Consider the following 21,630-nt stretch of genomic DNA (forward strand, 5'->3'; position numbering starts at 1 on the left):
CGAGCGCGCGCGACCAGATCACCACCAATTAATACAACTACGTTGTATCACCGCGTATGCCCGAGTACGACCCGGTCGACCCGCCGGTCGCGCTGACGGTCGCCGGCAGCGACAGCGGCGGCGGCGCGGGGATCCAGGCCGACCTGACCGCGATGACCGCCCACGGCGTCTTCGGCGCCTCGGTCGTGACGGCGACGACCGCCCAGAACACCCGCGGCGTCGCGGACGTGAACCCGCTCCCGGCCGACCACGTCGCGAGCCAGTACGCGGCGGTCGCCGACGACTTCGACGTGCGCGCGGTCAAGACGGGGATGCTCGCGACCGCAGGGATCGTCGAGACGGTGACCGAGGCGGTCGCGGACGCCGACGTTCCCCTCGTCGTCGACCCCGTGATGGTCGCGGCCACCGGCGACCGCCTGCTCTCGCCCGCGGCCGAGGCGGCCTACGAGGACCTGGTCGCGGCCGCGACGCTCGTCACGCCGAACGCGGACGAGGCCGCGGTGCTGACCGGCGACCCGGTCGAGACGCCGGCCGACGCCGCGGCGGCCGGGCGCGAGCTGGTCGCGCTCGGCGCGGACGCGGCGCTGGTGAAGGGCGGACACCTGACGGGCGGAGACGGCGGCGACGACACCGTCGTCGACACCCTCGTCCGCGCCGAGGAGGAGGGCGAGTCCGGGGTCGCGGTCGACCGCTTCGAGACGCCGCGGGTCGACACCGCGGCGACGCACGGCTCCGGCTGCGCGCTGTCGAGCGCGATCGCGGCGCGGCTGGCGCGGGGCGAATCGGTTCGCGAGGCGGTCGAGGCCGCGGTCGAGGGGATGACCGAGGCGGTCCGGCGCGGCTACGACGTGGGCGAGGGGCCCGGCGCGGTCAACCCGACCGTGCTGGGCGCTGAGTGAGGGCCGCCCGCTCGGACCCGGGCGATCACAGGTACGCCAGCGGGACCATCAGCGCGACGCCGAGCGCGATCCCGCCGACGAGGACCGGTTTGCCGCCCCGCGGGAGGTCGGCGCCCGTTTCGAGCGCCTCGGGGACGAACTCGGTGAGCACGAGGTAGATCATCGCGCCCGCCGCGAAGCCGAAGCCGTACGGCAGGAACTCGCGGGCGTACCGCACGAACGCGAACGCGATCACCGCCCCGATCGGCTGCGGGAGGCTGGAGAACACCGACCACCACACCATCTTCCACTTCGAGACGCCCATCGACCGCAGCGGGATCGAGATGGCCGTCCCCTCGGGGACGTTGTGGATCGAGATGGCGACGGTCATGAACACGGCCAACAGCGGGACGGTGAAGCCGAACAGCTCCGTTCCGCCCTCGAGTCCGAGGTCCGCGAAGGAGACGCCGACCGCGATCCCCTCGGGGAAGCTGTGGACCGTCAGCACGCCGAGGATCAGGATCAGCTTCTTGAAGTCCGCCTCCGCGTACTCCCGCGGATCGATGTCGGCGTCCAGCAGCACCTCGTGGGCGAGGACGACGAGGACGACCCCCGCGAGCATCCCGACGCCGATCTCGACGGCGGTCCCCTCCGCGAGCCCCTCCTGAACGAGGCCGAACAGCGACGCCGCGAGCATGATCCCCGACGCGAAGCCCCACAGCGCCACGTTCCCGCGGTCGCTGATCGTCTCGAAGAAGAAGAACGGGAGCGCGCCGATCCCGGTCGCCAGCGCCGTGATCAGCCCGGCGACGAACACGAACGCGTAGGCGTCGATAGCGGCCATTCCGTGTCGAGACTACGACGCTCCGGGTGATAATTCCGCGGGACGCCCCCACGATCCGGGAATCGGTCGCCCGCCGGGCCCGGTCCGATCACCCGAGCCCGCGGATCGTGGCGGCGAGGAACGCGAGCAGCAGCAGCGCGACGAAGAGCAGCAGCGCGGTGAGCTTGATCCCGATCGCCGGTCGCAGCGCGCACGGTCTCCTCCCACGCTCCTCTCCGGTCCGCTGCGAGCGGTTCGGCGCGTCCATGATCACGTCCCGTTCGACCGGTCGGACGCGGGCCGCGGATCGGCGTCGAACGCGTTCACCGGGGCCGAGACCGCCGTCGAGTTCTCCGCGCCGCTCGACTCGTCCGTCGACCGCTCGCCGGTCTCCGACGGTTCCGTGCCCGTTTCGTTCGGGCTCGACTCGCCGCCGTCCGCGGGCGACGAGGCGTTACCGCCCGCGGTCGATGCCGTCTCTGGCGGGCTCGATGCGTTCCCGTCCCCCGGCACCGAAGCGCCGTCACCGTCGGGCGCAGAGGCGTTACCGTCTGTGGACGGTGCCGTTTCGCTCGGGCTTGACGTGTTGCCGTCGGTCGGGCTTGACGTGTTGCCGTCGGTCGGGCTTGACGTGTTGCCGTCGGTCGGGCTTGACGTGTTGCCGTCGGGAGGCGCCGAGACGTTCTCGCCCGGGCCGGCGGCGGTCGCCGTCGGCGCGGTTCCGTTCACCTCGGCCGTTCCGTTCGCGACGGCCGCGACGGCGAACCCCTCGCCGGCGGACTCGTCTATCTGCCGGAGTTCGTCCGGCGTCTCGAACGTCGTCGTCACGGTGGCGTTCGCGGTGAGGACCGCGATCGTGGCCCCCCCGGCGAACGCGACGCCCCACACCAACACGGCGAGGGCGACGAGCGCGACCAGTCCGCGGTTCGCGGTCATCTGTCCGCCTCCGCGGTGCCGTCCGCCGGCGCCGGCGTCGTCGCGGGAATCCCCCGATCCGGGTCGTCGATCGCGTCGACGTCGGCCTCCCCGGCGTCGGTCGCCGCCGCGTCAGCGCCGCCGTCGGTCTCGGACACGCCGCCGTCGGCGGCCGGGGCCGGCGCGTCGGTCTCCGCCGCCGCCGCGCCCGAGCCGCTCCGGTCGAGGACGCCGCTCGCCGGGATCCACGCCGCGAGCGCGCCCAGCAGGAGCGTCGCGGCCGCGACCGCCACCGCGATGGCGACGGCGGTGCGCAGCTCGAACGCGACGTAAATCGCGTACGGGGTGACCGCGGCCAGCACCGCCGCCGCGCCCCCGACCGCGTCGACCGAGACGCCGCCGGAACCGCCCGCGGCGTCCGCCGTCGGGGCGGCGTCGGACTCGGTCGCGGGCTCGGGCCCGACCGACTCGGCGCCCGTGTCGTCGTCCGACTCTCCGACCGGCTCGGCGGTCGTCGGGGTCCGTCCCTCGGACTCGCTGCGGCCGCGGACGATCGACCAGACCTCGGTGGCCGCGAGCAGGCCGAAGGGGAGCATGACCAGCGCGACGAACCCGACGCGCGTGCCCGCGAACTGGATGACGTAGCCGATCCACGGGATCGTCAGCGCCACGACGCCGACGATGTTCCCGGCCGGGACGAGCCCCGGATCCGGCCCCTCGTTGGCGTCGCCCATCGTCTCGAACGCGAGCGCCGCTCCCTCGCCGCTCACGCCGATCACCCGATGCGTCACCGGCACGTCGCTCGTGCCGCGGACGAACGTGATCACGTCGCCCTCGGCGATCGCGGTTGGGTCGCGCTCAGCGACGATGACCACGTCGCCCGGCGCGATGGCGGGCGTCATGCTCGCCGTGAGCACCACGAAGCTCTCGTCGGCGCCGACGACCTCGGGGACCGCGAACACCGCGAACGGCGCGACGGCCGCGATCAGCAGGACGATCCCGAGTACGTTCGCCGCGCGCTTCGCCCGCCGTGATGTGAGTAGTTGTGTCATCAGTTCGCCTCCGTGCCGCACAGCGGCTCGCCGTCCGTGGTCGTTCCACCCACGATCTCGAACTCGTCGGCGGGGCCGAACCGCATCCCGACCGCGAGCGGCTCCGAACAGCTCACGTGGATGGGTATCGTCGCTCCGCCGTCGACCGCGATTTCGATCTCCGGCCCGAGTCTGTCCGCCGGGCCGCCGCCGTTGGTGTTGCCGTTCTTACCCTTCCGAGTCACATCGCTCCCGTCGAGCGTGAACGCGTCTCCGTCGGTGACCCTGCCCGCGAAGAGCGTCCCGCTCGTGCCGCCCTTCGTCGAGACGACCGCGATCGACTGCTCGTCGCTGCCACGGTAGCCGATGTCGAGCGACGCGAGCGAGACTGCTTCGTCGTCGCAGACGACGCAGTCGCCCCCGCCGCCCGTCTCGACGGTGTCGATACAGACGCCGATCGTGACGTTGCTGACTCCGTACCGCGTGCCGTTTTTGGGATTCACTGGCGCGAACACGATCCCGTCCGTCTCCGGGTCGACCGGGTCGACCGCGACGGGGTCCGGGTCGCGGTCCGGGCCGCCCTTGACCGCCACCGTACACATGTCCGGTCCCGAGTCGCCGTCGGCGTCTCGGAGCCGGAACGCGACGCCGACGACCTCGCCGTCGTCCTTCGTCTCGACTCCCGTGATCTCGATCTGGTGGGGCCTCGCGCCGTCGAGCAGCATCTCCAGCGGGAGCACGTCGCCCACCGCGGTCGACGCGCCGAAGTCCGCCTTGCCGAACGGGACGCACTCGGGGCAGTCCGTCTCCTCGCAGACGACGTCCGCGAAGGGGTTCCCCCCCGGCGCGTTCGCCTGCTCCTCAGAGACGTGGCGGCACTGCTCGGCGTACAGTCGGACGGTCAGGTCCGTCGCCTGCCCGCCCACGTCGGGCGAATCCACCGGGAGGTACGGCGCGACCTCGACGACGATCGGGTCGCCGTCCGGGTCGAGGCAGCCGGCGTCGATCCGCACTCCGGTCGCGAGGTCGCGCTCGACCTCGGCGAGGGGGCGGTAGCCGCCTGTCACCGACTCGCCGTCGACGACGACCTCGACTTCGAGGGCGTTCCCGAGCGAGTCGCCGTCCGGGCAGTCCGTCGCGAGCCACACCCGCACGGGGTTCGCCGACGCCTCTACCTCGAACGTCTCGGGCTCGGGCCGGTCGGCAAACGTCGTCCGGTCGACCGCGAGCGGCCCGACGGTGACGACGCCGTTCGTCGGCGTGCCGTCGACCGTCAGCCCGACCTCGCCGGCGCCGAAGACGTTGTTCGCGAACGTCTCGCGGTCCGCGAGGTACGCGCCCGTGCCGATGCCGCTCGCCATCCCGACGGCGCCGACGCCGCCGATCCCGGCGAGCAGCCGGCGGCGGCTGAGCCCGCTCGCGCGCCGTCCGGCGCCGTCTCCGGGGGTCATTGCCCCACCTCGGCGGCGTCGCCGCCGGTCGCGTCGCTCATCGCGAAGGGGTTCCCCTCGGCCGAGCAGTCGTCGGCGGCGAACCGCACGTCGAAGTCGACGGCGCCGCCCTGTCCGGCGTTGCCGCCCTCGCCGTCGAACTCCCAGGTGAAGGTCAGGCAGCGGCGCTCCTCGGTCGTGAGACAGCCGTTCCCGAGCAGCGTTGGATCGAGTTCGATCCCCGTCGCCACCGGGGCGGCGCTGAGTTCCGCGAGCGTGCCGGCGGCGATCAGCTCGCCGTAGCCGGCGAAGTCGCTCTCGGCGCCCGCGCACGCGCCGACGCCGAGGAGGCCGGTGTCGTACCGGACCTCCAGCCGGATGCGGTCGGCGAGCGCGCGGCTCGCGGCGTCCGCGTCGTCGAGGGCCGAGCCTATCTTCAGCCACACCCGGACGCCGTCGGGCGCCGCGCCGGCGGGGTCCTCTAAGCGGAGGCCCACGCTCGCGGTCCCGGCGTCGTGGGGGAGGGCGTTGTCGACGTCGACGAGGCGGATTCCGGCCGCCTCGACGTCGTCTTCGGCGTCGGTCGGGCTCGAATCGACGACCGTCCCGTTCTCCGTGCGCCGCCAGCCGACGAGCAGGTCCCACGGCCGGTCCGTCTGCGCGTACGTGTAATCCGTGTACTCACCCCAGCTGTCCGTGCCCGTCGGTCGACCGGAGGCGGCCCCGAGGGCGGCGAAGCCGACGGCTCCGGCGCCCGCGAGTGCCTCCCGCCGCGTCAGTCCTGATTCCTTCTGTGTCATTATCTGTCGTCGCGGCTCCGAACGGCCGTGTCGTCGATACCCTCCCTACTCCCACCGTGCTCGTATGTATGCGCGTCCTACCCGTGCGGCCGGGGCTCCGTACCCCGACGGTACGGGTACCGTACCCGTCCGCGGTCGCTCGATCCGCTCGACCGTCGGTCGGTCTCGCTCGACGGCGCCGCGGCGGGACCGAACCGCCGGATCAGGCCGTCTGGGACGGACCCGCGCCGTCGTTGTGCCGCGCCTGCTCGGTGTAGAAGCTCAGATCGAAGCCGAGCGTGTCGCCCTGGACCTCGTTGCCCACGTCGAGCGGGAGCTCCCATTCGAGCGCGACGCAGTGCATCACGCCGTCGCCGCGGAAGGCGTCGCGGTCCGGGTCGTCCGCCGGGTCCGAGAGCTCGTCGTACAGCGTCGAGCGGTTGCCGTCGAGCGGGATGCCGTTCCCGTCCGCCAGCTCGGCGAGGACGTTCGCGAGCGAATCCTCCATGATGATCTTCTCCTGCGTCGCCTGCGCCGCGAGGTTCCCGAACACCGTCGGGATGTTCAGCGGGTCGTCGAGGTCGTTGAAGAACGTCGAGTCACCGCCCGAGCCGCCGGCCGGGCCGGCCATCGCGAGCAGCGTGCTGGCGCTGCCGTTCACGTTGATCGTGAACACGTCGGTCGCCGGGCTCGGCGACGCCGCGCGGGCGTCGTCGGCCGCGCCGATGGGCGAGGAGAACTGGGTGCTGCCGGTCCCGTTGAACGACTCGCCGTCCGAGAGGACGATGTTGCGCTTGTCGGCGCTCGCGCGGCCGTTCGCGTCGAGCTCGCCCTGCGCGTCGTCGACGCCCTCACCGATGTAGGTGCCCGTCGCGATGCCGCTGCCAGCGAACGGGTTCGGGTCCCCGTCGCCGTCGAACGGGGTCGAACCAGCGCTGCCGCTCACAACGTTCGCGAGCTTCTGCCGCAGGCCCGACAGCGCGCCGTCGACCACGGACAGGTCGCTGGTCAGCGTCTGCAGGATGCCGGTCCGGGGTTCGTTATCGCCCTGCTTCTCGCCGTCGAAGTACGCCACGCCCACTTGCACGTCCGCGCCCGCGCTCTGTAGGAAGTCGATGAACTGCCGAGTGCCGAGCTCGACGAGGTCGATCTTCGTCGTCTCGGTGTAGTTGCTCCCGTTGATCGCGATCGGGTCGCTGCTGACCACGCCGCCGAACCGGTCGTACAGCATCGAGCCCGAGAAGTCGAGCGTCAGCATGATGTCGACCGGCCGCGCCGCGTCGTAGACGTTGTCGCAGTCCTCGTCGTACCAGAGCTTCGCGTTGATCGCGTCGCCGAGGTCGCCCATGTTGTCCGGGTCGACGATGAGCTCCGGCTCGGTTTCGGTGCCGCCATCGTCGTTGACGTTGGCCGCCTGCATCCAGATGTAGCCGGGGTTGTCACAGAGGTGCAGCGAGAAGGTGATCTCGCCGGAGTCGCCGGGTTTCACGTCGGTGAGCTGGACCAGCGTCTCCATCTCCTCGCCCGTGACGGGGTCGACGTTGAAGTTCGCCTCCGAGAGCGGCGGGATGGTCTCACAGTCCAGGGTCGGGATGTTCGCGCCGTTGCTGTCCTCGTCCTCCTCGTCCGGGAAGTCGCTGTACTTGGACACTTCGCCGTCGATCTCGATCGACTGCTCGCCGTCGCCGTCGTGGTCGGGGTGCGCGCTGACGAACTGGCGGCCGTCGCCGAAGTCGTAGGTCTGTTGCCAGTCGACGAGCAGGTCGAGCTGCCCGGCGGTCAGCTGGTTGCCCTCGAACGACTCGGTGTCGTTGAAGTACGCCGTGGTGCCGAGGCCCGCACCGGCCGAGGCGACGCCGACCGCGCCGAGGCCGGCCAGCACGGTTCGCCGCGACAGTCCGATCGTGTCGATGTTTTCCTTGTCGTTCATGATTGTGATTCCCCGAAGGGAGTCCCACCGACGGAGTCGAACCGTCGTCCCGGCCGCCCGCGCGGGTCCGGAATGGGTGGTGGTCGGTCGGACGGGCGCCGTCGCGCCCGCCGCGTCACGCGCCGATCAGACGGTGATGGTCCCCGACGCGTCGGTGACGTTGTCGATTGCCGCGCGCCCGTCGTTCGAGCTGTTCGACGACGCGACCCCCTCGCCGCCGTCGCTGGCGAAGACCTCGTTGACCACGAACTGCGTCGGGACGCTCGACAGCGCCGGCAGGCCGCTCGTCCAGTCGATGACGAACGTGTAGGTCAGCCGGTCGGCGCTCTCGACCGCAAGGAAGCCGGGCGCGTCCTCCGCGGCGGTGTCGGTGCGGTTGTTGGTCCCGCCCGTGCCGGTGTTGCGCCGGATGTAGCCGCCGTCGCCGCTCGCGCCGCTCGTGCTGTTCGCGATGCCCGCGGACCGGGCCCCGGAGCTCGCGCTGCCGAAGCCGAACCGGAAGTCGTCGTTCGGGCTCTCACTGAGCCCGTCGGTGTCGACGTCGAAGTTGGCCTCGACGACGTAGGAGTTCGGGTTGCTCGGCCACTCGCCGAGGCCGGAACTGCCGCCGCCGTACATGTCGCCGTCGAGCTCCACCTGCACGACCGTGGTGGGGCCGCTGCTCACTCGCGCGGTGATCCAGTTACCCTCCGCGTCGCCTTGGCCGTCGCCGTTGCGGTCGACGCCCGTGCCGGCGTCCGTGGTCAGAACGGTGTCGAACTCGACGCAGGGGTTGTTCGCCCCGTCGTTGTGGCGGGCCTGTTCCGCGTAGAACTCGAAGTCGAAGGTGACCGAGTCCGTCTGGATCTCGTTTTCGACGCTGGTGGGGACGACCCACTCGAAGCAGACGCACTGCTCGGCGACGACCGGCTCGTCGCTCTCGTCGAACGGCGCCTCGACGCCCTCGAACGCGGGGCGGTTCGCCACCGGCGCGCTCGGGTCGCCGTCGCCGTACAGCGGGACGCCGGCGCGGAGCGCCAGCATCACGTCGCGGAGGGACCCGGAGACGATCTCGTTCCCGACCTCGCCGTCGGGGGTGCAGTACGAGACGCTGACTTCCATCGCGTCGGCGATCTCGCCCATCCCCGGGCCGGGGTCGCCGCCGGTCGAGTCGTCGTCCGCCTCGGGCTCGGTCTGGCCGTTCTCGTCGTTCGCCGTGAGCTCGCCGCACATCCACAGATACGCGGGGTTGTCGACGATCGAGAAGCAGAACTCGCCCTCGCCGGAGTCGCCGGGCTTTAAGTCCTCCACGTCGATGCTGAGGGGCTCGCCCTCGCCGCCGCCGACGACGTTCCCGTTGATGAACGTCCCCTCGGGGGTGGCGTACTGCGCGAAGCTCCCCTGGTCCTCGGAGTAGTCGACGTGGACGAACAGGTCCAGCTCACCCGCCGTCAGCTCGTTGTTCTCGAACGTCTCGGTGTCGTTGAAGTACGCCGTGGTGCCGAGTCCGGCACCGGCGGAGGCGACCCCGACCGCTCCGAGGCCGACCAGCATCTTGCGTCGCGAGAGTCCGATTGTCCTGCCGTTGTCGTTGTCTGCCATGATTGTTATTCCCCGAGGGGAGTCCCACCGACGGAGTCGAACCGCCGTCCCGGCCGCCCGCGCGGGTCCGGAATGGGAGGGTGCCGCTGTCGCGGCGTTACACGTCGATACGGAAGCCCAGCCCCTCGCGGTTCGGGGGCGACCCGGCGGGCCACGACATCGTCACCGTGCCGGTGATGGCGTCGCCCTCGCCGAAGGCGACCGTACTCAGGCTCACCTTCTGCTGCTCGCCGACGTTACCGTCGGCGGAGACGGAGTTGGCGCCCGTCGGCGAACTGCCGTTGAACGCGATGTCGTTGACCTCGATGGTCGAGTCGGCGCTCGACGCCTTCGCCATCACCACGACCGTGTCGCTGGTCGGCATCGGCGCGGGCGAGACGGTAACCTCGGAGCCGTCGACGGTCCACTTCGCGTCGCCGCCGTCGATGGTGAGCTCGAAGGGAACGGGCTGGCCGTTCGGCCACGCGACGTTCTCGTTCCCGCTGTGGACGGGCGTGTCGTCGGGGAGTCGGATGTCGAGCTCGCGGTTCGCCGCGCCGCCGCCGTCACCGTAGATACCGCGGGCGTGCCAGACGCTGTCCTCAAGTTCGGGGAAGCCCTCGCCCTCGACGCTCTCGACGCAGGGGTTGTGGGTCCCGTCGTTGTGCCGCGACTGGACGGCGTAGAACTCGAAGTCGAACATGACCGAGTCCGTCTGGATCTCGTTTTCGACGCTGGTGGGGACGACCCACTCGAAGCAGACGCACTGCTCCGCGACGTTCGGTACTCCGTCGACGAACGGTTCGGTGACGCCCTCGAACGCGGGGCGGTCTGCGACCGCCGCGCTCGCGTCGCCGTCACCGGACAGGGGCACGCCCTCGATGAGCGCGTCCATGACATCGGCGAGCGATCCGGAGAGGATCTCCTCGCCCTTCTCGCCGTCGGGCGTACAGTACGAGACGGTGACCTCCATCGCGTCGGCGAGGTCTCCACCGGAAGTCTCGTCGTCGTCCGCCTCGGGCTCGGTCATCCCGTTCTCGTCGTTCGCGGTCAACTCGCCGCACATCCACATGTACGCGGGGTTGTCGACGATTGAGAAGCAGAACTCGCCCTCGCCGGAGTCGCCGGGCTTCAGGTCGGAGACCTGGATGCTCAGGCCCTCGCCCTCCTGCGTGACGATTTCGCCGTCGACGAGCTGCCCGACGACGTTGCCGTTGATGAAGCTCCCCGGGGGCGTCGAGTACTGCGCGTAGCTGCCCTGGTCCTCGGAGTAGTCGACGTGGACGAACAGGTCGAGCGAGCCCGCCGTCAGCGTGTTGTCCTCGAACGTCTCCGTGTCGTTGAAGTACGCCGTGGTGCCGATCCCGGCGCCGGCGGAGGCGACGCCCACCGCTCCGAGGCCGACCAGCATCTTCCGCCGCGATAGTCCGATTGTGTCGTCGTTCATTGTGTATCATCCCCGAAGGGAACCCCCGGCGGCGGTCGCGAACCGCCGCGTCGGCCGCCCGAAGGCGCCGAACCGGGACCCGGACGTGTCTCGTCGTCCGGAGGGCCGCGTTGCTCCGAGGAGCTAGTTCTGCCCGCTCACGTTGCCGGTCCCGTTGGGTGCGGGACCGGGGCTGGTGCTGTTCGCCTCCGTGCCGTTGAACGTCACCTGGGGGTTGTCGTTGTGGCGCGACTGCTCGGCGTAGAGGCCGATGTCGAATTCCACCGAATCGGTCTGGACCTCGTTTTCGACCTCCGCCGGGAGCGTCCACTCGAAGCCGATACACTGGGTGGTCGCGCCGGGGTACGGCTGGCGACCCTCCTCCTGCCGGTCGCCGTCGAGCGCGTGCCCGTCGGCGAGGAAGGTCCCGAAGAAGTCGGCCATCGACCCCTCGAAGATCTTCTGTTCGCCCGCGAGGACGACCTGCGCGATCTCCGCGTAGACGGTGTCGAGGTCGGCCGCGTCGGGAGCGACGAAGGCGTCGTCGGGCGAGGTGGCGATGTCCTCGAGCAGCCCCGTCGCCGCGCCGGCGCCGAGCGCGATGGTGAAGATGCGGATGCCGTTCGCCTTGGCCGCGTCGGCCGCCGCGATGGCCGCGCTGGCGTTGGACTGCCCGTCGCTCAGGACGATCATCACCTTCGAGGCGCCCATCGTGGCGTTGGTCCCGTTGAGCAGCTCGTTCTCACCGGCGCTGACGCCGGCCGCGATCGAGGTGCCGCCGCTCGCGTTGTATGCGTCGATCGCGTCCTTGACCGCCTGGTAGTCGGTCGTCAGTTCCTGGTCGACGTTCGCGGACGAGGCGAACGAGATCGCGGCGGCCTCGTCGGGCGAGGAGAGGTTGTCGACGAAGCTCGTCGCGGACGTCTTCAACGCCGCGATCTTGCCGCCGCCCATCGAACCGGAGACGTCGCTGACGAGGGCGACTTCCAGTTCGTTCTGCTGGCCCGTGCCCGTGGGCTCGTACACGTTGTCGCAGTCCTCGTCGTACCAGACGCAGACCTCGATGGCGTCGGCGAGCTCGCCGATGCCGTCGGTGTCCTCGCCTTCCTGTTCCATCTCGGGTTCGCTCTGCCCGTTCTCCGCGTTCTCGGTCAGCTCGCCCGCGAGGTAGAGGAACGCGGGGTTGTCACAGATGTGGACGCTGATGGTGACTTCGCCGGAGTCGCCGGGCTTCACGTCGTCGAGCGTGAACACCGGGATTCCGTCGCCGTTGACAAGGAATTCGTCGGCCTCGGGCGAACAGAAGTCGAACTCCTCGCCCTGGACGAGGTCCTCCCACGCCTGCATGTCCGCGGGGCTGGGCGCCTGGTCGAGCAGGTAGCGCCCGTCGCCGAGGTCCTCGGCGTCCGGGTAGCCCATGGACTGGACGTGCTCCAGGCGGCCGGGGCCGCCGAGGTACGTCGACTTGTAGTCCAGCTTCAGGTCCAGCTCGCCCGCGGTGAGCGTGTTGCCCTCGAACGCCTCCGTGTCGTTGAAGTACGCCGTGGTACCGAGTCCCGCGCCCGCGGAGGCCACGCCGACGGCCCCGAGGCCGGCGAGGACTTTGCGCCGCGAGAGTCCGATTGTGTCGTTTGTGTCTTGGCTCATGCTTTCTCCCCCGACCCGCCCCCGTCCGCGCTGGACAGCCGAATCGGTTACTTCCCCCTCCGAGGGATACCGACGTAGTTACGCGCTCCCATGTCACCGTCGCACGACCGATTCCACGTGATAGAACGTCTCAGTCGCCGAGTCGAACGGAGCGTTCGACCGGCGGTCCGGCGCCCCTACTCCGGCCGATATTGCCGGTATGGCCCCCGTACCGCCGCCTCGGAACGCGGCACGGAGACCGTACTCGTCGGGCCGAATCCGACAGGGACCTCGTACTCCCGCCGCTCGAAGGGGGATCTCACCGGGTAGCGAGTTCATACATATACCCCTGTCTGACGCAGTAGGCGACAGACCTCGGACGCCGCCGAGCGCGGTCTCCGGATCCCCACCCATGAAACTCCGAACCGACGTGCTTCCGGCCGAGCAGGTGTACACCATCCTCGCGAACGAGCGCCGACGGCGCGCGATCGAACAGCTCAGCTCCGTCGGCGGGCCCGTCTCGGTCAACGAACTGTCGACGCTCGTCGCGGGCCGCGAGACCGGCGAGAGCCCGCCGCCGAAGCGCTGTCGCGAGAGCGTGTACACGTCGCTCGTCCAGACGCACCTCCCGAAGCTGGCGGACGCGGGCGTCATCACGTACGACCGGGACTCACAGACCATCGAGCTCTCGCGACGCGCGCAGGACGTCCGGCTCTACACGGAGATCCTCGCGCCCGGCGGCGCGACGTGGTCGGAGATCTACCGCGCGCTCGCGGTGGCGTCGCTGCTCGTCGTGCTCGCCGCGCTCCTCGACGCCCCGCTCGTGTCGGCCGTCGACCCGGTCCTCTGGACCAGCCTCGCGCTCGGCGCCTTCGCCGCCGCGAGCGCCGTCCAGCTGTGGGTCAACCGCTTCTCGGTGCTGCGACAGCTACGGCCGCGGTGACTCGGCTCGAAAAAACAGCTCCTACTCGATTTTCGACCACTTCCCTTCGATTCCCCTCCGTCGCTTCAGTTCTCTTCCGTCGGTTCAGTTCTTCTCCGTCACTTCGATTTCCTGGCTTTCCTACTCGCTCGCGGCCGCGAGCGACGGCGGTAGCCGAAGCTCGAACAGTCGGGCGTCGCAGCCCGCGCACCGTCCGGCGACGACGTCGTAGCTGGCACAGCAGGACTCGACGACCCGCTCTTCGAGCGCCACGTCCCCGGCGCAAGCGGGGCATTCCTCGACGAACAGCCGGAGGGCCCCGAGGACGGTGCTCTGGTCCGCGAGCGGCAGGTCGGTCCAGTCGTCGCGGGTCGCCGTCAGCACGCGGTCGGCCGCGGCGTCCGCCCGGAACGCCGCGCGCGACTCCCAGTGGCCGATCTTCTCGTCGCCCGCGTACGCGAACCCGACGCCCTCGTACCAGTCGATCGCCAGCTCGTCGCGGTCGACCCCGGTGAGCGACGCGAGCGCGTCGAGGTCGCCGTCGGTCGGCGCGTCGGCGTCGACCGCCGCCCGCCACGCCGCGGCGAAGTCGGGCGCGAACGCGAAGTCGTCGCCCCCCGGCGTCTCGACGAGGACGCCGGCGTCGAGGAGGTACGCCTCCGGGTCGACGTCGCCCGCCGGACGCGTCCCGCGTTTCGTCTCGCCGGGCGCCTTGCCGAACAGCGCGAGGACGCGCTCGGGGAGGTAGCGCTTCGTGAGCTCGGGCGTGCCGGGCACGAGGTAGCCGCGCAGCCAGATCGCCGCGAGCGAGGCCCCGAACCCGGCCGCGCCGAAGAGCGGCGCGCCGACCGCGGTCACCGCCGCCGCCCCGACCGCGGCGATCCCGACGTTGACGACCGTACACGGCAGACAACGGTTCTCGCCGGTGTACTCGGGCTGCCGGAGGCGGTCGACGGCGGTCCGGGCGGGTCGTCCGAGTCTGGCCGACAGCGTGGCGCGTGACGCGTTCATACACACGGAACGGCGGCGAACCGACCTATGTATGGGCCGCCTACCACCCAGTCGTGCCCGATTCGCCGTCTCGAAAAGTCACAAAATATACTATATAGAGAGTATAGCAGAAGTAGACTGTAATAGCGTTCTTTTGATCGGTGTCAGCGCCGTTTTGAAGTCCTGAACGGCGTGATTCTACCGCACTATTGGATCGCGACATCTCAAATTATTGTTAACCGCAACTGATAAGACCTCTCCTGATAATCTAGCTTCAACTTGAATGGATGAGCCATGACACCACAACTCACTGGGTCGGAAGCATCGCTCGCCGACGGCGAGGACGGCTCCTCGCGGGACGCCGCCGGTCCCTCGCGCGACGAGGTGTTCACCGCGCTGAGTAACGCGCGGCGGCGGAACGTCATCAAGTACCTGAAAACGAACGGTTCGGAGGCGCGAGTCCGCGACATCGCCGAGCAGCTGGCGGCCTGGGAGAACGACGTCGAGATCAACGAGGTCACGTACAAACAGCGCAAGCGCGTGTACACCGCCCTCCACCAGTCGCACCTCCCGAAGCTGGCCGAAAGCGGGTTCATCGACTACGAGCGCGACCGCGGGCTGGTGTCGCTCACCGAGGAGAGCCGGCAGCTTGAGGTGTATCTGGAGGTCGTCTCGGAAAACGAGATCCTCTGGAGCGAGTACTACGTCGGGCTCGCGGCCGTGTGCGGGCTGCTGGCGGCCGCGGCGTGGACCGGCACCGCCCCGTTCGACGCCGTCTCCGGATACGCGTACGCGGTGCTTTTCGCCGGGATATTCGGCGTGTCCGGACTGTTCCATCGGCTGTCGACGAAGCGGAACCGACTGGGGTAGGCGGCGGCTGAGCGTCCGCAGCCTCCCGTCACTCGACCCCGTCGAGCGCGGCGGGCTCCAGCTCGAAGACCCGCGCTTCGCACCCGTCACAGCGCCCGACGACCACGTCCCGAGCGGTACAGCAGGAGGCGACGACCTCCTCGCTAAGCGTCACCTCGGCCCCGCAAGCCGGACACTCCTCGACGAACAGTCGGAGCCCGCCGAGCACCCCGCTGCGCGCCGCCTGCGGGAGGTCGGTCCATTCGTCGTCGCTCGCGCGAAGCACGCGGTCGGCGGCGGCGTCCGCGAGGAACGCCGGCCGCGACACCCAGTGGCCGACCCGCTCGCCGTCGACGGCCGCGACCACCGCGTTTCCGCGCTCCTCGACCGACAGCCTCGGCTCGTCGTCGGGCGGCACGTCGGCGAGCCGCGCCACCGCCGGACCGTCGGCCGTCTCCCGGGCGGTCTCGAGTTCGCTCCGCCACGCGGACGCGAACCACGGCGCGTACGTCAGGTCGCTCCCGTCGTCGGTCTCGACGAGCGCGTCCGCGGCGAGCAGGTACGACTGCGGGTCGACGGCGACGCCCTCGGCCGACTCGCCCGACGGGTCGGCCTCGTCCGTCGGCGTCCCGATCGCGGCCGAAGCCCCCGATTCCACCCCAGCCGCCGGCGGCGCCTTGCCGAACAGCCGGAGCACCGACCCCGGGAGGTAGCGCTTCGTGAGCTCGGGCGTGCCGGGCACGAGGTAGCCGCGCAGCCAGATCGCCGCGAGCGAGAGTCCCGTCGCGGCCGCGCCGACAACGGGATCGACGGCGACGGCGACCGCCGCGCCGAGCGCGACGCCGATCGTGACGTTGACAGCGGTACAGGGGGTACAGCGATTCTCGCCGGTGTACTCCGGTTGGCGGAGGCGATCAACGACCCCGCTGCCCGACGCGTCCATACCGCGCCTACGCGGGGCGGGTGCTTGTAATTACGGACGCGCTGGGTCAGACCAGTCTCGCCGCCCGTCGCGGTCCGGCCGCTCACTACCGCCCGTCTAACACCCGCAGGGTTTTAGCCGCGCACGGCGGGTGTACGGACATATGGCAACGGGGATCGTCGGGGAGTTCCTCGATCTCAAGGCGGAGACGGACGCGGACGTCCTCGCGATGCAGTGCGGCGACTTCTACGAGTTCTTCGCGGACGACGCGGAGCTGGTCGCCGACGAGCTGGACCTCTCCATCTCGCAGAAGTCCTCCCACGGCTCGTCGTACCCGATGGCGGGCGTCCCCCTCTCGGAGCTGACGCCGTACGTGAACGCCCTGGTCGAGCGGGGATACCGGGTCGCGGTCGCGGACCAGTACGAGACCGACGACGGCGGCCACGCCCGCGAGGTCGTCCGCGTCGTCACGCCCGGCACGGTCCTGGAGACGAGCGACGACGACGCGCGCTACCTCGCGGCCGTCGTCCGGGAGGGGGACGCCGGCGGCGCGACGGGCGCGGTCGACGCCGCCGACGGCCCCTACGGGCTCGCCTTCGCCGACGTGACGACGGGGCGGTTCCTCGCGACGACGGTCGAGGACGGCGGCGACCTGCGCGCCGAGCTCTACCGGTTCGACCCCGCGGAGGTGCTGCCCGGCCCGCACGTCCGCAACGACGACGGCCTGCTCGGCGCGGTCCGGGAGGACCTCTCCGGGCGCGTGACCGCCTTCGACGCGGAGGCGTTCGCGGCGGGCCGCGCGAGACACGCCGTGCGCGAGCAGTTCGGCCGCGAGACGACCGACAGCGTCGGGCTGGACGCGGACCTCGCGGTCCGCGCGGCGGGCGCGGTCCTCTCGTACGTCGAGGAGACGGGCGCGGGCGTGCTGGCGTCGATGACCCGCCTCACCGCCTACGGCGCCGACGACCGCGTCGACGTGGACGCGACCACCCAGCGCAACCTCGAGATCACGGAGACGATGCGGGGCGACGCCGACGGCTCGCTGTTCGACACCGTCGACCACACCGTCACCGCCGCCGGCGGGCGGCTGCTCCGGGAGTGGCTCACTCGCCCCCGGCGCGACCGCGAGACGCTCGCCGACCGCCTCGACGCCGTGGAGGCGCTGGCGTCCGCGGCGCTCGCCCGCGACCGGATCCGCGAGGTGCTCGGCGACGCCTACGACCTCGAACGGCTCGCGGCGCGGACGACGAGCGGAAGCGCGGGCGCACGCGAACTCCTCTCGGTGCGGGACACGCTCGCGCTGCTGCCGGACCTCGCCGACGCGGTCGCCGACACTCCCCTCGCCGACTCGCCCGCGGCCGCCGTCCTCGAACGCGTCGACCGCGACCGCGCGGCCGCCCTCCGGGAGGAGCTCGCCGAGGCGCTCGCCGAGGACCCGCCGAAGGCGAAGACGGGCGGCGGGCTCCTCAAGCGCGGCTACGACGACGAGCTCGACGAGCTGATCGAGCGCCACGAGTCGGTGAAGTCGTGGCTCGACGAACTCGCGGAGCGCGAGAAGCGCCGGCACGGGCTCAGTCACGTCACCGTCGACCGCAACAAGACGGACGGCTACTACATCCAAGTCGGGAAATCGGTGGCGGATCGGGTCCCCGAGGGCTACCGCGAGATCAAGACGCTGAAGAACTCGAAGCGGTTCGTCACCGACGAGCTGGCGGAGAAGGAGCGGGAGGTCCTCCGCCTGGAGGAGGCCCGCGGCGACCTGGAGTACGAGCTGTTCGAGGAGCTGCGCGAGCGCGTCGCCGAGCGCGCAGAGCTGCTCCAGGACGCCGGCCGGGCGGTCGCGGAGCTCGACGCGCTCGCCTCGCTCGCGACCCACGCCGCCCGCAACGACTGGACGCGCCCGGAGCTGACCGACGAGCGCCGCCTCGACGTCGAGGCCGGGCGTCACCCCGTCGTCGAGGGGACGACCGACTTCGTTCCGAACGACCTCCGGCTCGACGCCGAGCGCGGCTTCCTCATCGTCACCGGCCCGAACATGAGCGGGAAGTCGACGTACATGCGCCAGGCCGCGCTGATCCAGCTGCTCGCGCAGGCGGGCTCGTTCGTCCCCGCCCGCGCGGCCGAGGTGGGGCTCGTCGACGGCATCTACACCCGCGTCGGCGCGCTCGACGAGCTGGCGCAGGGGCGGTCGACGTTCATGGTCGAGATGCAGGAGCTGTCGAACATCCTCCACTCCGCGACCGACGAGTCGCTCGTCATCCTCGACGAGGTCGGCCGCGGTACCGCCACCTACGACGGCATCTCCATCGCGTGGGCCGCGACCGAGTACCTCCACAACGAGGTGCGCGCGCGGACCCTCTTCGCCACCCACTACCACGAGCTGACGACGCTCGCGGACCACCTCCCGCGCGTCGCAAACGTCCACGTCGCCGTCGACGAGCGCGACGGCGAGGTGACCTTCCTCCGCACCGTCCGCGACGGCCCGACGAACCGGTCGTACGGGGTCCACGTCGCCGACCTCGCCGGCGTGCCGGACCCCGTCGTCTCCCGCGCTGACGAGGTCTTGGACCGGCTCCGCGAGGAGAAGGCCATCGAGGCCCGCGGCTCGCGGAACGGGGGAGACGCCACCGACGGGTCCCCCGGCGACGGCGGGACCCAGCAGGTCGTGTTCGACCTCTCGTCGGGGTCGTTCTCGGGCGGCGGCGACGCCGAGGGGGCGACCGCGGACGCTTCGGTCTCCGAGGCGGGTCGCAACGGCGCGGCCCCCGGATCCCAACCGGCGGAAGCCGCCGAGTCGACGGCGACCGGCGGCGGCGAGCCCGAGAGTTCCGGGCCCGCCGACGGCCTCGACCCCGAGACCCGCGCCGTGATCGAGGAGCTGAGCGACGTCGACGTCGCGGCGACGGCGCCGGTGGACCTGCTCTCCCGCGTCCAGGAGTGGCAGGAGCGGCTGGAGTGAGGGCGCGTCTGACGTAAGAACTAATGTCTGACCTCGTCGTGTGGTGTGTATGGGCATCATGAGCAAGATCCTCGGCGGCAGCGGGAGCCGCTCCGTCGACGATTACGTCGAGCTCGACTCGGACGACTTCGCCGACGCGCACGCGGAGACGGGGACGCAGGTACACTTCGCCGAGATCGGCGACCAGAGCGACGTCATCCCGATCAAAGACGCCGTCTACGACGGCGACTTCGTCATCGCGGACATCACCCGCCACTCCACGTCGGACCGGACGATAGAACACGTCTACGACGAGCTCCGCCAGGTGGTCCAGGAGGTCGACGGCGACATCGTCCAGAAGGGCGACGACCAGATCATCGTCACCCCGACCGGCGTCAAGGTCTCGCGGCAGAAGCTGTAAGCGCCGCGTTCCGGCGATCTTCTCTCTCCGATTCTCTCGCAGGCACCCCTCTGTAGCCCGCGTTCGCCCGTATCGGTCGAACCGTGTCATATATGCCGTTCTCCCGCCCACGTAGAGTCGAATGGACGAGCCGGTCCTCCTGACGGGCGCCGGCGGACGGGTGGGACAGGCCATCCTCCGCGGTCTCGGCGACGAGTACGACTGGCGGCTCCTCGACCGCGAGCCGCTCCCGGCCGCGAAGGTGCCCGACGGGGTCACCGACGCCGACCGGTACGTCGCCGACATCACCGACGAGCGCGCCGTCCGCGAGGCCGTCGCCGACGTCGGCGCGGTGATCCACCTCGCCGGCGACCCGCGGAAGACGGCGCCGTGGGACTCGGTCCTCCGGAACAACATCGACGGGACGCAGGTCGTGATGCGCGCCGCCGCCGAGGCCGGCGTCGAGAAGTTCGCGTTCGCCTCCTCGAACCACGCCGTCGGCGGCTACGAGACGGCCGAGCGGACCCCGGACCTGTACCGCGCCGAGGACGACTACCGGCTCGACGGGAGCGAGCTGCCCCGCCCCGGCAACCTCTACGGCGTCTCGAAGGCGGCCGGCGAGTCGCTCGGCCGCTTCTACCACGACGAGTTCGACATGAGCGTCGTCTGCGTCCGCGTCGGGAACCTCACCAAGGACCACCCGCCCCGCGAGTACGAGCGCGGGCAGGCGATGTGGCTCTCGCACCGCGACTGCGCGCACCTGTTCGACCGCTGTCTCCGCGCGGCGTACGGCTACGAGATCGTGTACGGCATCTCGGACAACGACCGCCGCTACTACTCCATCGAGCGCGCCCGCGAGGCGCTCGGGTACGACCCCGCCGACAACTCCGCCGACTACACCTTCGAGGGCGAGCCGAAGCCCGACCGCGACGCCGAGGCGGACGGCGACCGCTACGCGCCCGAGTCCTTCGCGCCGGACGCCGACTGCCCCGCCAACGAGTCGCCGGCCGACCCGAACTTCCCGGCCGACCCGGACGACGCCTGACCGACCCGCCGCGCTCAGAACAGCCCGTCGACGTCGCGGCGCTTCCGCTCCTCCCGGTCGACGTGATCGCCGAGCCGCGCGGCCACCTGCGGCCGGGCGTCGGGCGTCCGGAGGTACGCGAACAGCAACTCGGCGAACTCGGTCCGACCCGTCCCGCGCTCCTCCCGGGCGAAGGCCGCCGCGGTCGCGAGCGTCTCCGGGTCGCCCGGCTCGCCCGCCGTCGCGAGCGCCGGCGCCGCGACCCCGGCCGCGGCGAGCGACAGGCCGTCGACCGTCGGCGCCTCGCCGCCGACCCGGATCCGCGGCGCGCTCGCGGGGTCCGCTCCCCCCGGATCGGCCGCGAGCCGTTCGGCCCACTCCCGGGCGGGAGCCAGCGCGACGCCCCGCACGTCAGCGACGCCCCTCAGCGCCGCCGCGGCGTCGTCCGCCTCCGCCGCCGCGCCGGCGCGGTCGCCGTCGGCCGCCCGGTGCGACGCCGCCGCGGTCGCGGCGAGCGCCCGGAGCAATCGCTCGTCGGCGCGGTCGCGCTCGCCGTCGCCCGGACCGGTCTCGCCGGCCGAATCGGCGTCTCCGTCGCGCTCGTCGGGGGCGGGTCGTCGGCCCCGGTCCCAAGCGACGCGCGCCGCGAGGAAGCGCCGCTCGTTGAACAGCGCGGCGCCGGCCCCGAGCGCGGCTGACGGGCCGGGCGCGTCGCGTGGGCCTCGATCCGGACCGCGGTGGCGGTCGGTCACGCCTCACGGTCGGCGACGGCGCATGATAAATGTCGAGTTCCGCGCCGGCAGGGCGGCGCGTCAGGGGGGAGTGGAAGGCGGCGCGTCAGCGGGGAAGTGGAGGGCGGCGCGTCAGCGGCGGAATCGGGACCGGCCGCCGGATCAGGCCTCCCGGACGGCGCCGTCGTCGTCCGGCAGGCGGACCGTTCGGTCGACCGTGGCGGGGTAGCGCCGGTGGGCCGCCGCGCCGGCGACGGCGCCGCAGAGGGCCGCCAGCGCGACGGCGGCCGCGGTCGGGAACGACAGGGCCGCCACCGTCGCGACCGGCAGCGCCGCGAAGGCGACCATCGCGCCGCGGATCCGGGTCGGCGGCGAGGCGCCGACGGTCGACGGCCTGTCGCTCGCCGCGGCCGGGGTCGCGGCGCCGGCGCTCGCGACGGCGCGGCCGCAGGTGGC

19 protein-coding genes and 1 pseudogene are annotated in these 21,630 nt (G+C 71.4%); 6 read left to right on the forward strand and 14 right to left on the reverse strand.

The features are described 5' to 3' along the window. Positions 1-56 precede the first annotated feature (56 nt). Positions 57-899, forward strand: coding sequence for a bifunctional hydroxymethylpyrimidine kinase/phosphomethylpyrimidine kinase (gene thiD, locus EXE50_RS15435; protein ID WP_053770191.1), 843 nt, complete (start codon positions 57-59; stop codon positions 897-899). A gap of 25 nt (positions 900-924) precedes the next feature. On the opposite strand, the gene EXE50_RS15440 is transcribed toward thiD, so the two are convergent. The 10 genes and pseudogenes from EXE50_RS15440 to EXE50_RS15480 all read right to left on the reverse strand — a co-directional run bounded on the left by EXE50_RS15440 (position 925) and on the right by EXE50_RS15480 (position 12,419). Continuing rightward, positions 925-1,722, reverse strand: coding sequence for a ZIP family metal transporter (locus EXE50_RS15440; protein ID WP_053770190.1), 798 nt, complete (start codon positions 1,720-1,722; stop codon positions 925-927). Between the two features lie 88 nt (positions 1,723-1,810). Further along, the gene (locus EXE50_RS17220) at positions 1,811-1,969 is read right to left on the reverse strand and encodes a hypothetical protein (protein ID WP_158293557.1); all 159 of its coding nucleotides are present in this window, start codon (positions 1,967-1,969) and stop codon (positions 1,811-1,813) included. Positions 1,970-1,971: 2 nt separating this feature from the next. Beyond that, positions 1,972-2,637 (reverse strand): hypothetical protein, encoded by a 666-nt coding sequence (locus EXE50_RS15445; protein ID WP_137705488.1) that lies wholly within the window; start codon positions 2,635-2,637, stop codon positions 1,972-1,974. Further along, positions 2,634-3,668: a signal peptidase I gene (locus tag EXE50_RS15450; RefSeq protein ID WP_137705489.1), complete on the reverse strand. Its 1,035-nt coding sequence runs from the start codon at positions 3,666-3,668 to the stop codon at positions 2,634-2,636. The genes EXE50_RS15445 and EXE50_RS15450 overlap by 4 nt, the downstream gene beginning before the upstream one ends. Positions 3,669-4,036: 368 nt before the next feature. Further along, positions 4,037-5,098: pseudogene (locus EXE50_RS15455) on the reverse strand (hypothetical protein); the annotation flags it as partial. Continuing rightward, positions 5,095-5,877 (reverse strand): hypothetical protein, encoded by a 783-nt coding sequence (locus tag EXE50_RS15460; protein WP_053770186.1) that lies wholly within the window; start codon positions 5,875-5,877, stop codon positions 5,095-5,097. The pseudogene EXE50_RS15455 and the gene EXE50_RS15460, both read right to left, overlap by 4 nt. A gap of 202 nt (positions 5,878-6,079) precedes the next feature. Then, a complete protein-coding gene (locus EXE50_RS15465) occupies positions 6,080-7,786 on the reverse strand; it encodes a vWA domain-containing protein (protein WP_137705491.1) in 1,707 nt (568 codons plus the stop codon). 126 nt (positions 7,787-7,912) lie between these two features. Then, a complete protein-coding gene (locus EXE50_RS15470) occupies positions 7,913-9,367 on the reverse strand; it encodes a SipW-dependent-type signal peptide-containing protein (protein WP_137705492.1) in 1,455 nt (484 codons plus the stop codon). A 97-nt stretch (positions 9,368-9,464) separates the two neighbouring features. Then, positions 9,465-10,793 carry a choice-of-anchor W domain-containing protein gene (locus tag EXE50_RS15475; RefSeq protein WP_137705493.1) on the reverse strand — a complete coding sequence of 443 codons (1,329 nt, stop codon included), beginning with the start codon at positions 10,791-10,793 and terminating at the stop codon, positions 9,465-9,467. A 123-nt stretch (positions 10,794-10,916) separates the two neighbouring features. Continuing rightward, positions 10,917-12,419, reverse strand: a complete 1,503-nt coding sequence (locus EXE50_RS15480) for a VWA domain-containing protein (RefSeq protein WP_137705494.1) — start codon at positions 12,417-12,419, stop codon at positions 10,917-10,919. Positions 12,420-12,810: 391 nt separating this feature from the next. Between EXE50_RS15480 and EXE50_RS15485 the strand changes: the two genes are divergently transcribed. Next, a complete protein-coding gene (locus EXE50_RS15485) occupies positions 12,811-13,341 on the forward strand; it encodes a hypothetical protein (RefSeq protein ID WP_137705495.1) in 531 nt (176 codons plus the stop codon). Between the two features lie 120 nt (positions 13,342-13,461). Here EXE50_RS15485 and EXE50_RS15490 read toward each other — a convergent pair whose 3' ends face one another. Continuing rightward, complete coding sequence (locus tag EXE50_RS15490; protein ID WP_137705496.1) at positions 13,462-14,331, reverse strand: hypothetical protein; 870 nt, start codon at positions 14,329-14,331, stop codon at positions 13,462-13,464. 273 nt (positions 14,332-14,604) lie between these two features. Between EXE50_RS15490 and EXE50_RS15495 the strand changes: the two genes are divergently transcribed. Next, positions 14,605-15,180 (forward strand): hypothetical protein, encoded by a 576-nt coding sequence (locus EXE50_RS15495; protein ID WP_053770181.1) that lies wholly within the window; start codon positions 14,605-14,607, stop codon positions 15,178-15,180. Between the two features lie 28 nt (positions 15,181-15,208). On the opposite strand, the gene EXE50_RS15500 is transcribed toward EXE50_RS15495, so the two are convergent. Further along, entirely contained in the window at positions 15,209-16,102 is an 894-nt protein-coding gene (locus EXE50_RS15500; protein WP_137705497.1) for a hypothetical protein, read from the reverse strand. Between the two features lie 142 nt (positions 16,103-16,244). Here EXE50_RS15500 and mutS point away from each other — a divergent pair, with 142 nt between their 5' ends. The 3 genes from mutS to azf all read left to right on the forward strand — a co-directional run bounded on the left by mutS (position 16,245) and on the right by azf (position 20,464). Continuing rightward, positions 16,245-19,040, forward strand: a complete 2,796-nt coding sequence (mutS, locus tag EXE50_RS15505; protein ID WP_137705498.1) for a DNA mismatch repair protein MutS — start codon at positions 16,245-16,247, stop codon at positions 19,038-19,040. Between the two features lie 49 nt (positions 19,041-19,089). Next, entirely contained in the window at positions 19,090-19,440 is a 351-nt protein-coding gene (sepF, locus tag EXE50_RS15510; RefSeq protein WP_053770178.1) for a cell division protein SepF, read from the forward strand. A gap of 121 nt (positions 19,441-19,561) precedes the next feature. Continuing rightward, a complete protein-coding gene (gene azf, locus EXE50_RS15515) occupies positions 19,562-20,464 on the forward strand; it encodes an NAD-dependent glucose-6-phosphate dehydrogenase Azf (protein ID WP_137705499.1) in 903 nt (300 codons plus the stop codon). A gap of 14 nt (positions 20,465-20,478) precedes the next feature. Here azf and EXE50_RS15520 read toward each other — a convergent pair whose 3' ends face one another. Both EXE50_RS15520 and EXE50_RS17800 read right to left on the reverse strand, forming a co-directional pair. After that, the gene (locus tag EXE50_RS15520) at positions 20,479-21,195 is read right to left on the reverse strand and encodes a hypothetical protein (protein WP_137705500.1); all 717 of its coding nucleotides are present in this window, start codon (positions 21,193-21,195) and stop codon (positions 20,479-20,481) included. Positions 21,196-21,336: 141 nt separating this feature from the next. Continuing rightward, on the reverse strand, positions 21,337-21,630 hold a 294-nt coding region (locus tag EXE50_RS17800), incomplete at its 5' end, for a hypothetical protein (RefSeq protein WP_241982688.1).

The organism is Halorubrum sp. ARQ200 (assembly GCF_005435115.1).
Lineage (GTDB): Archaea > Halobacteriota > Halobacteria > Halobacteriales > Haloferacaceae > Halorubrum > Halorubrum tropicale.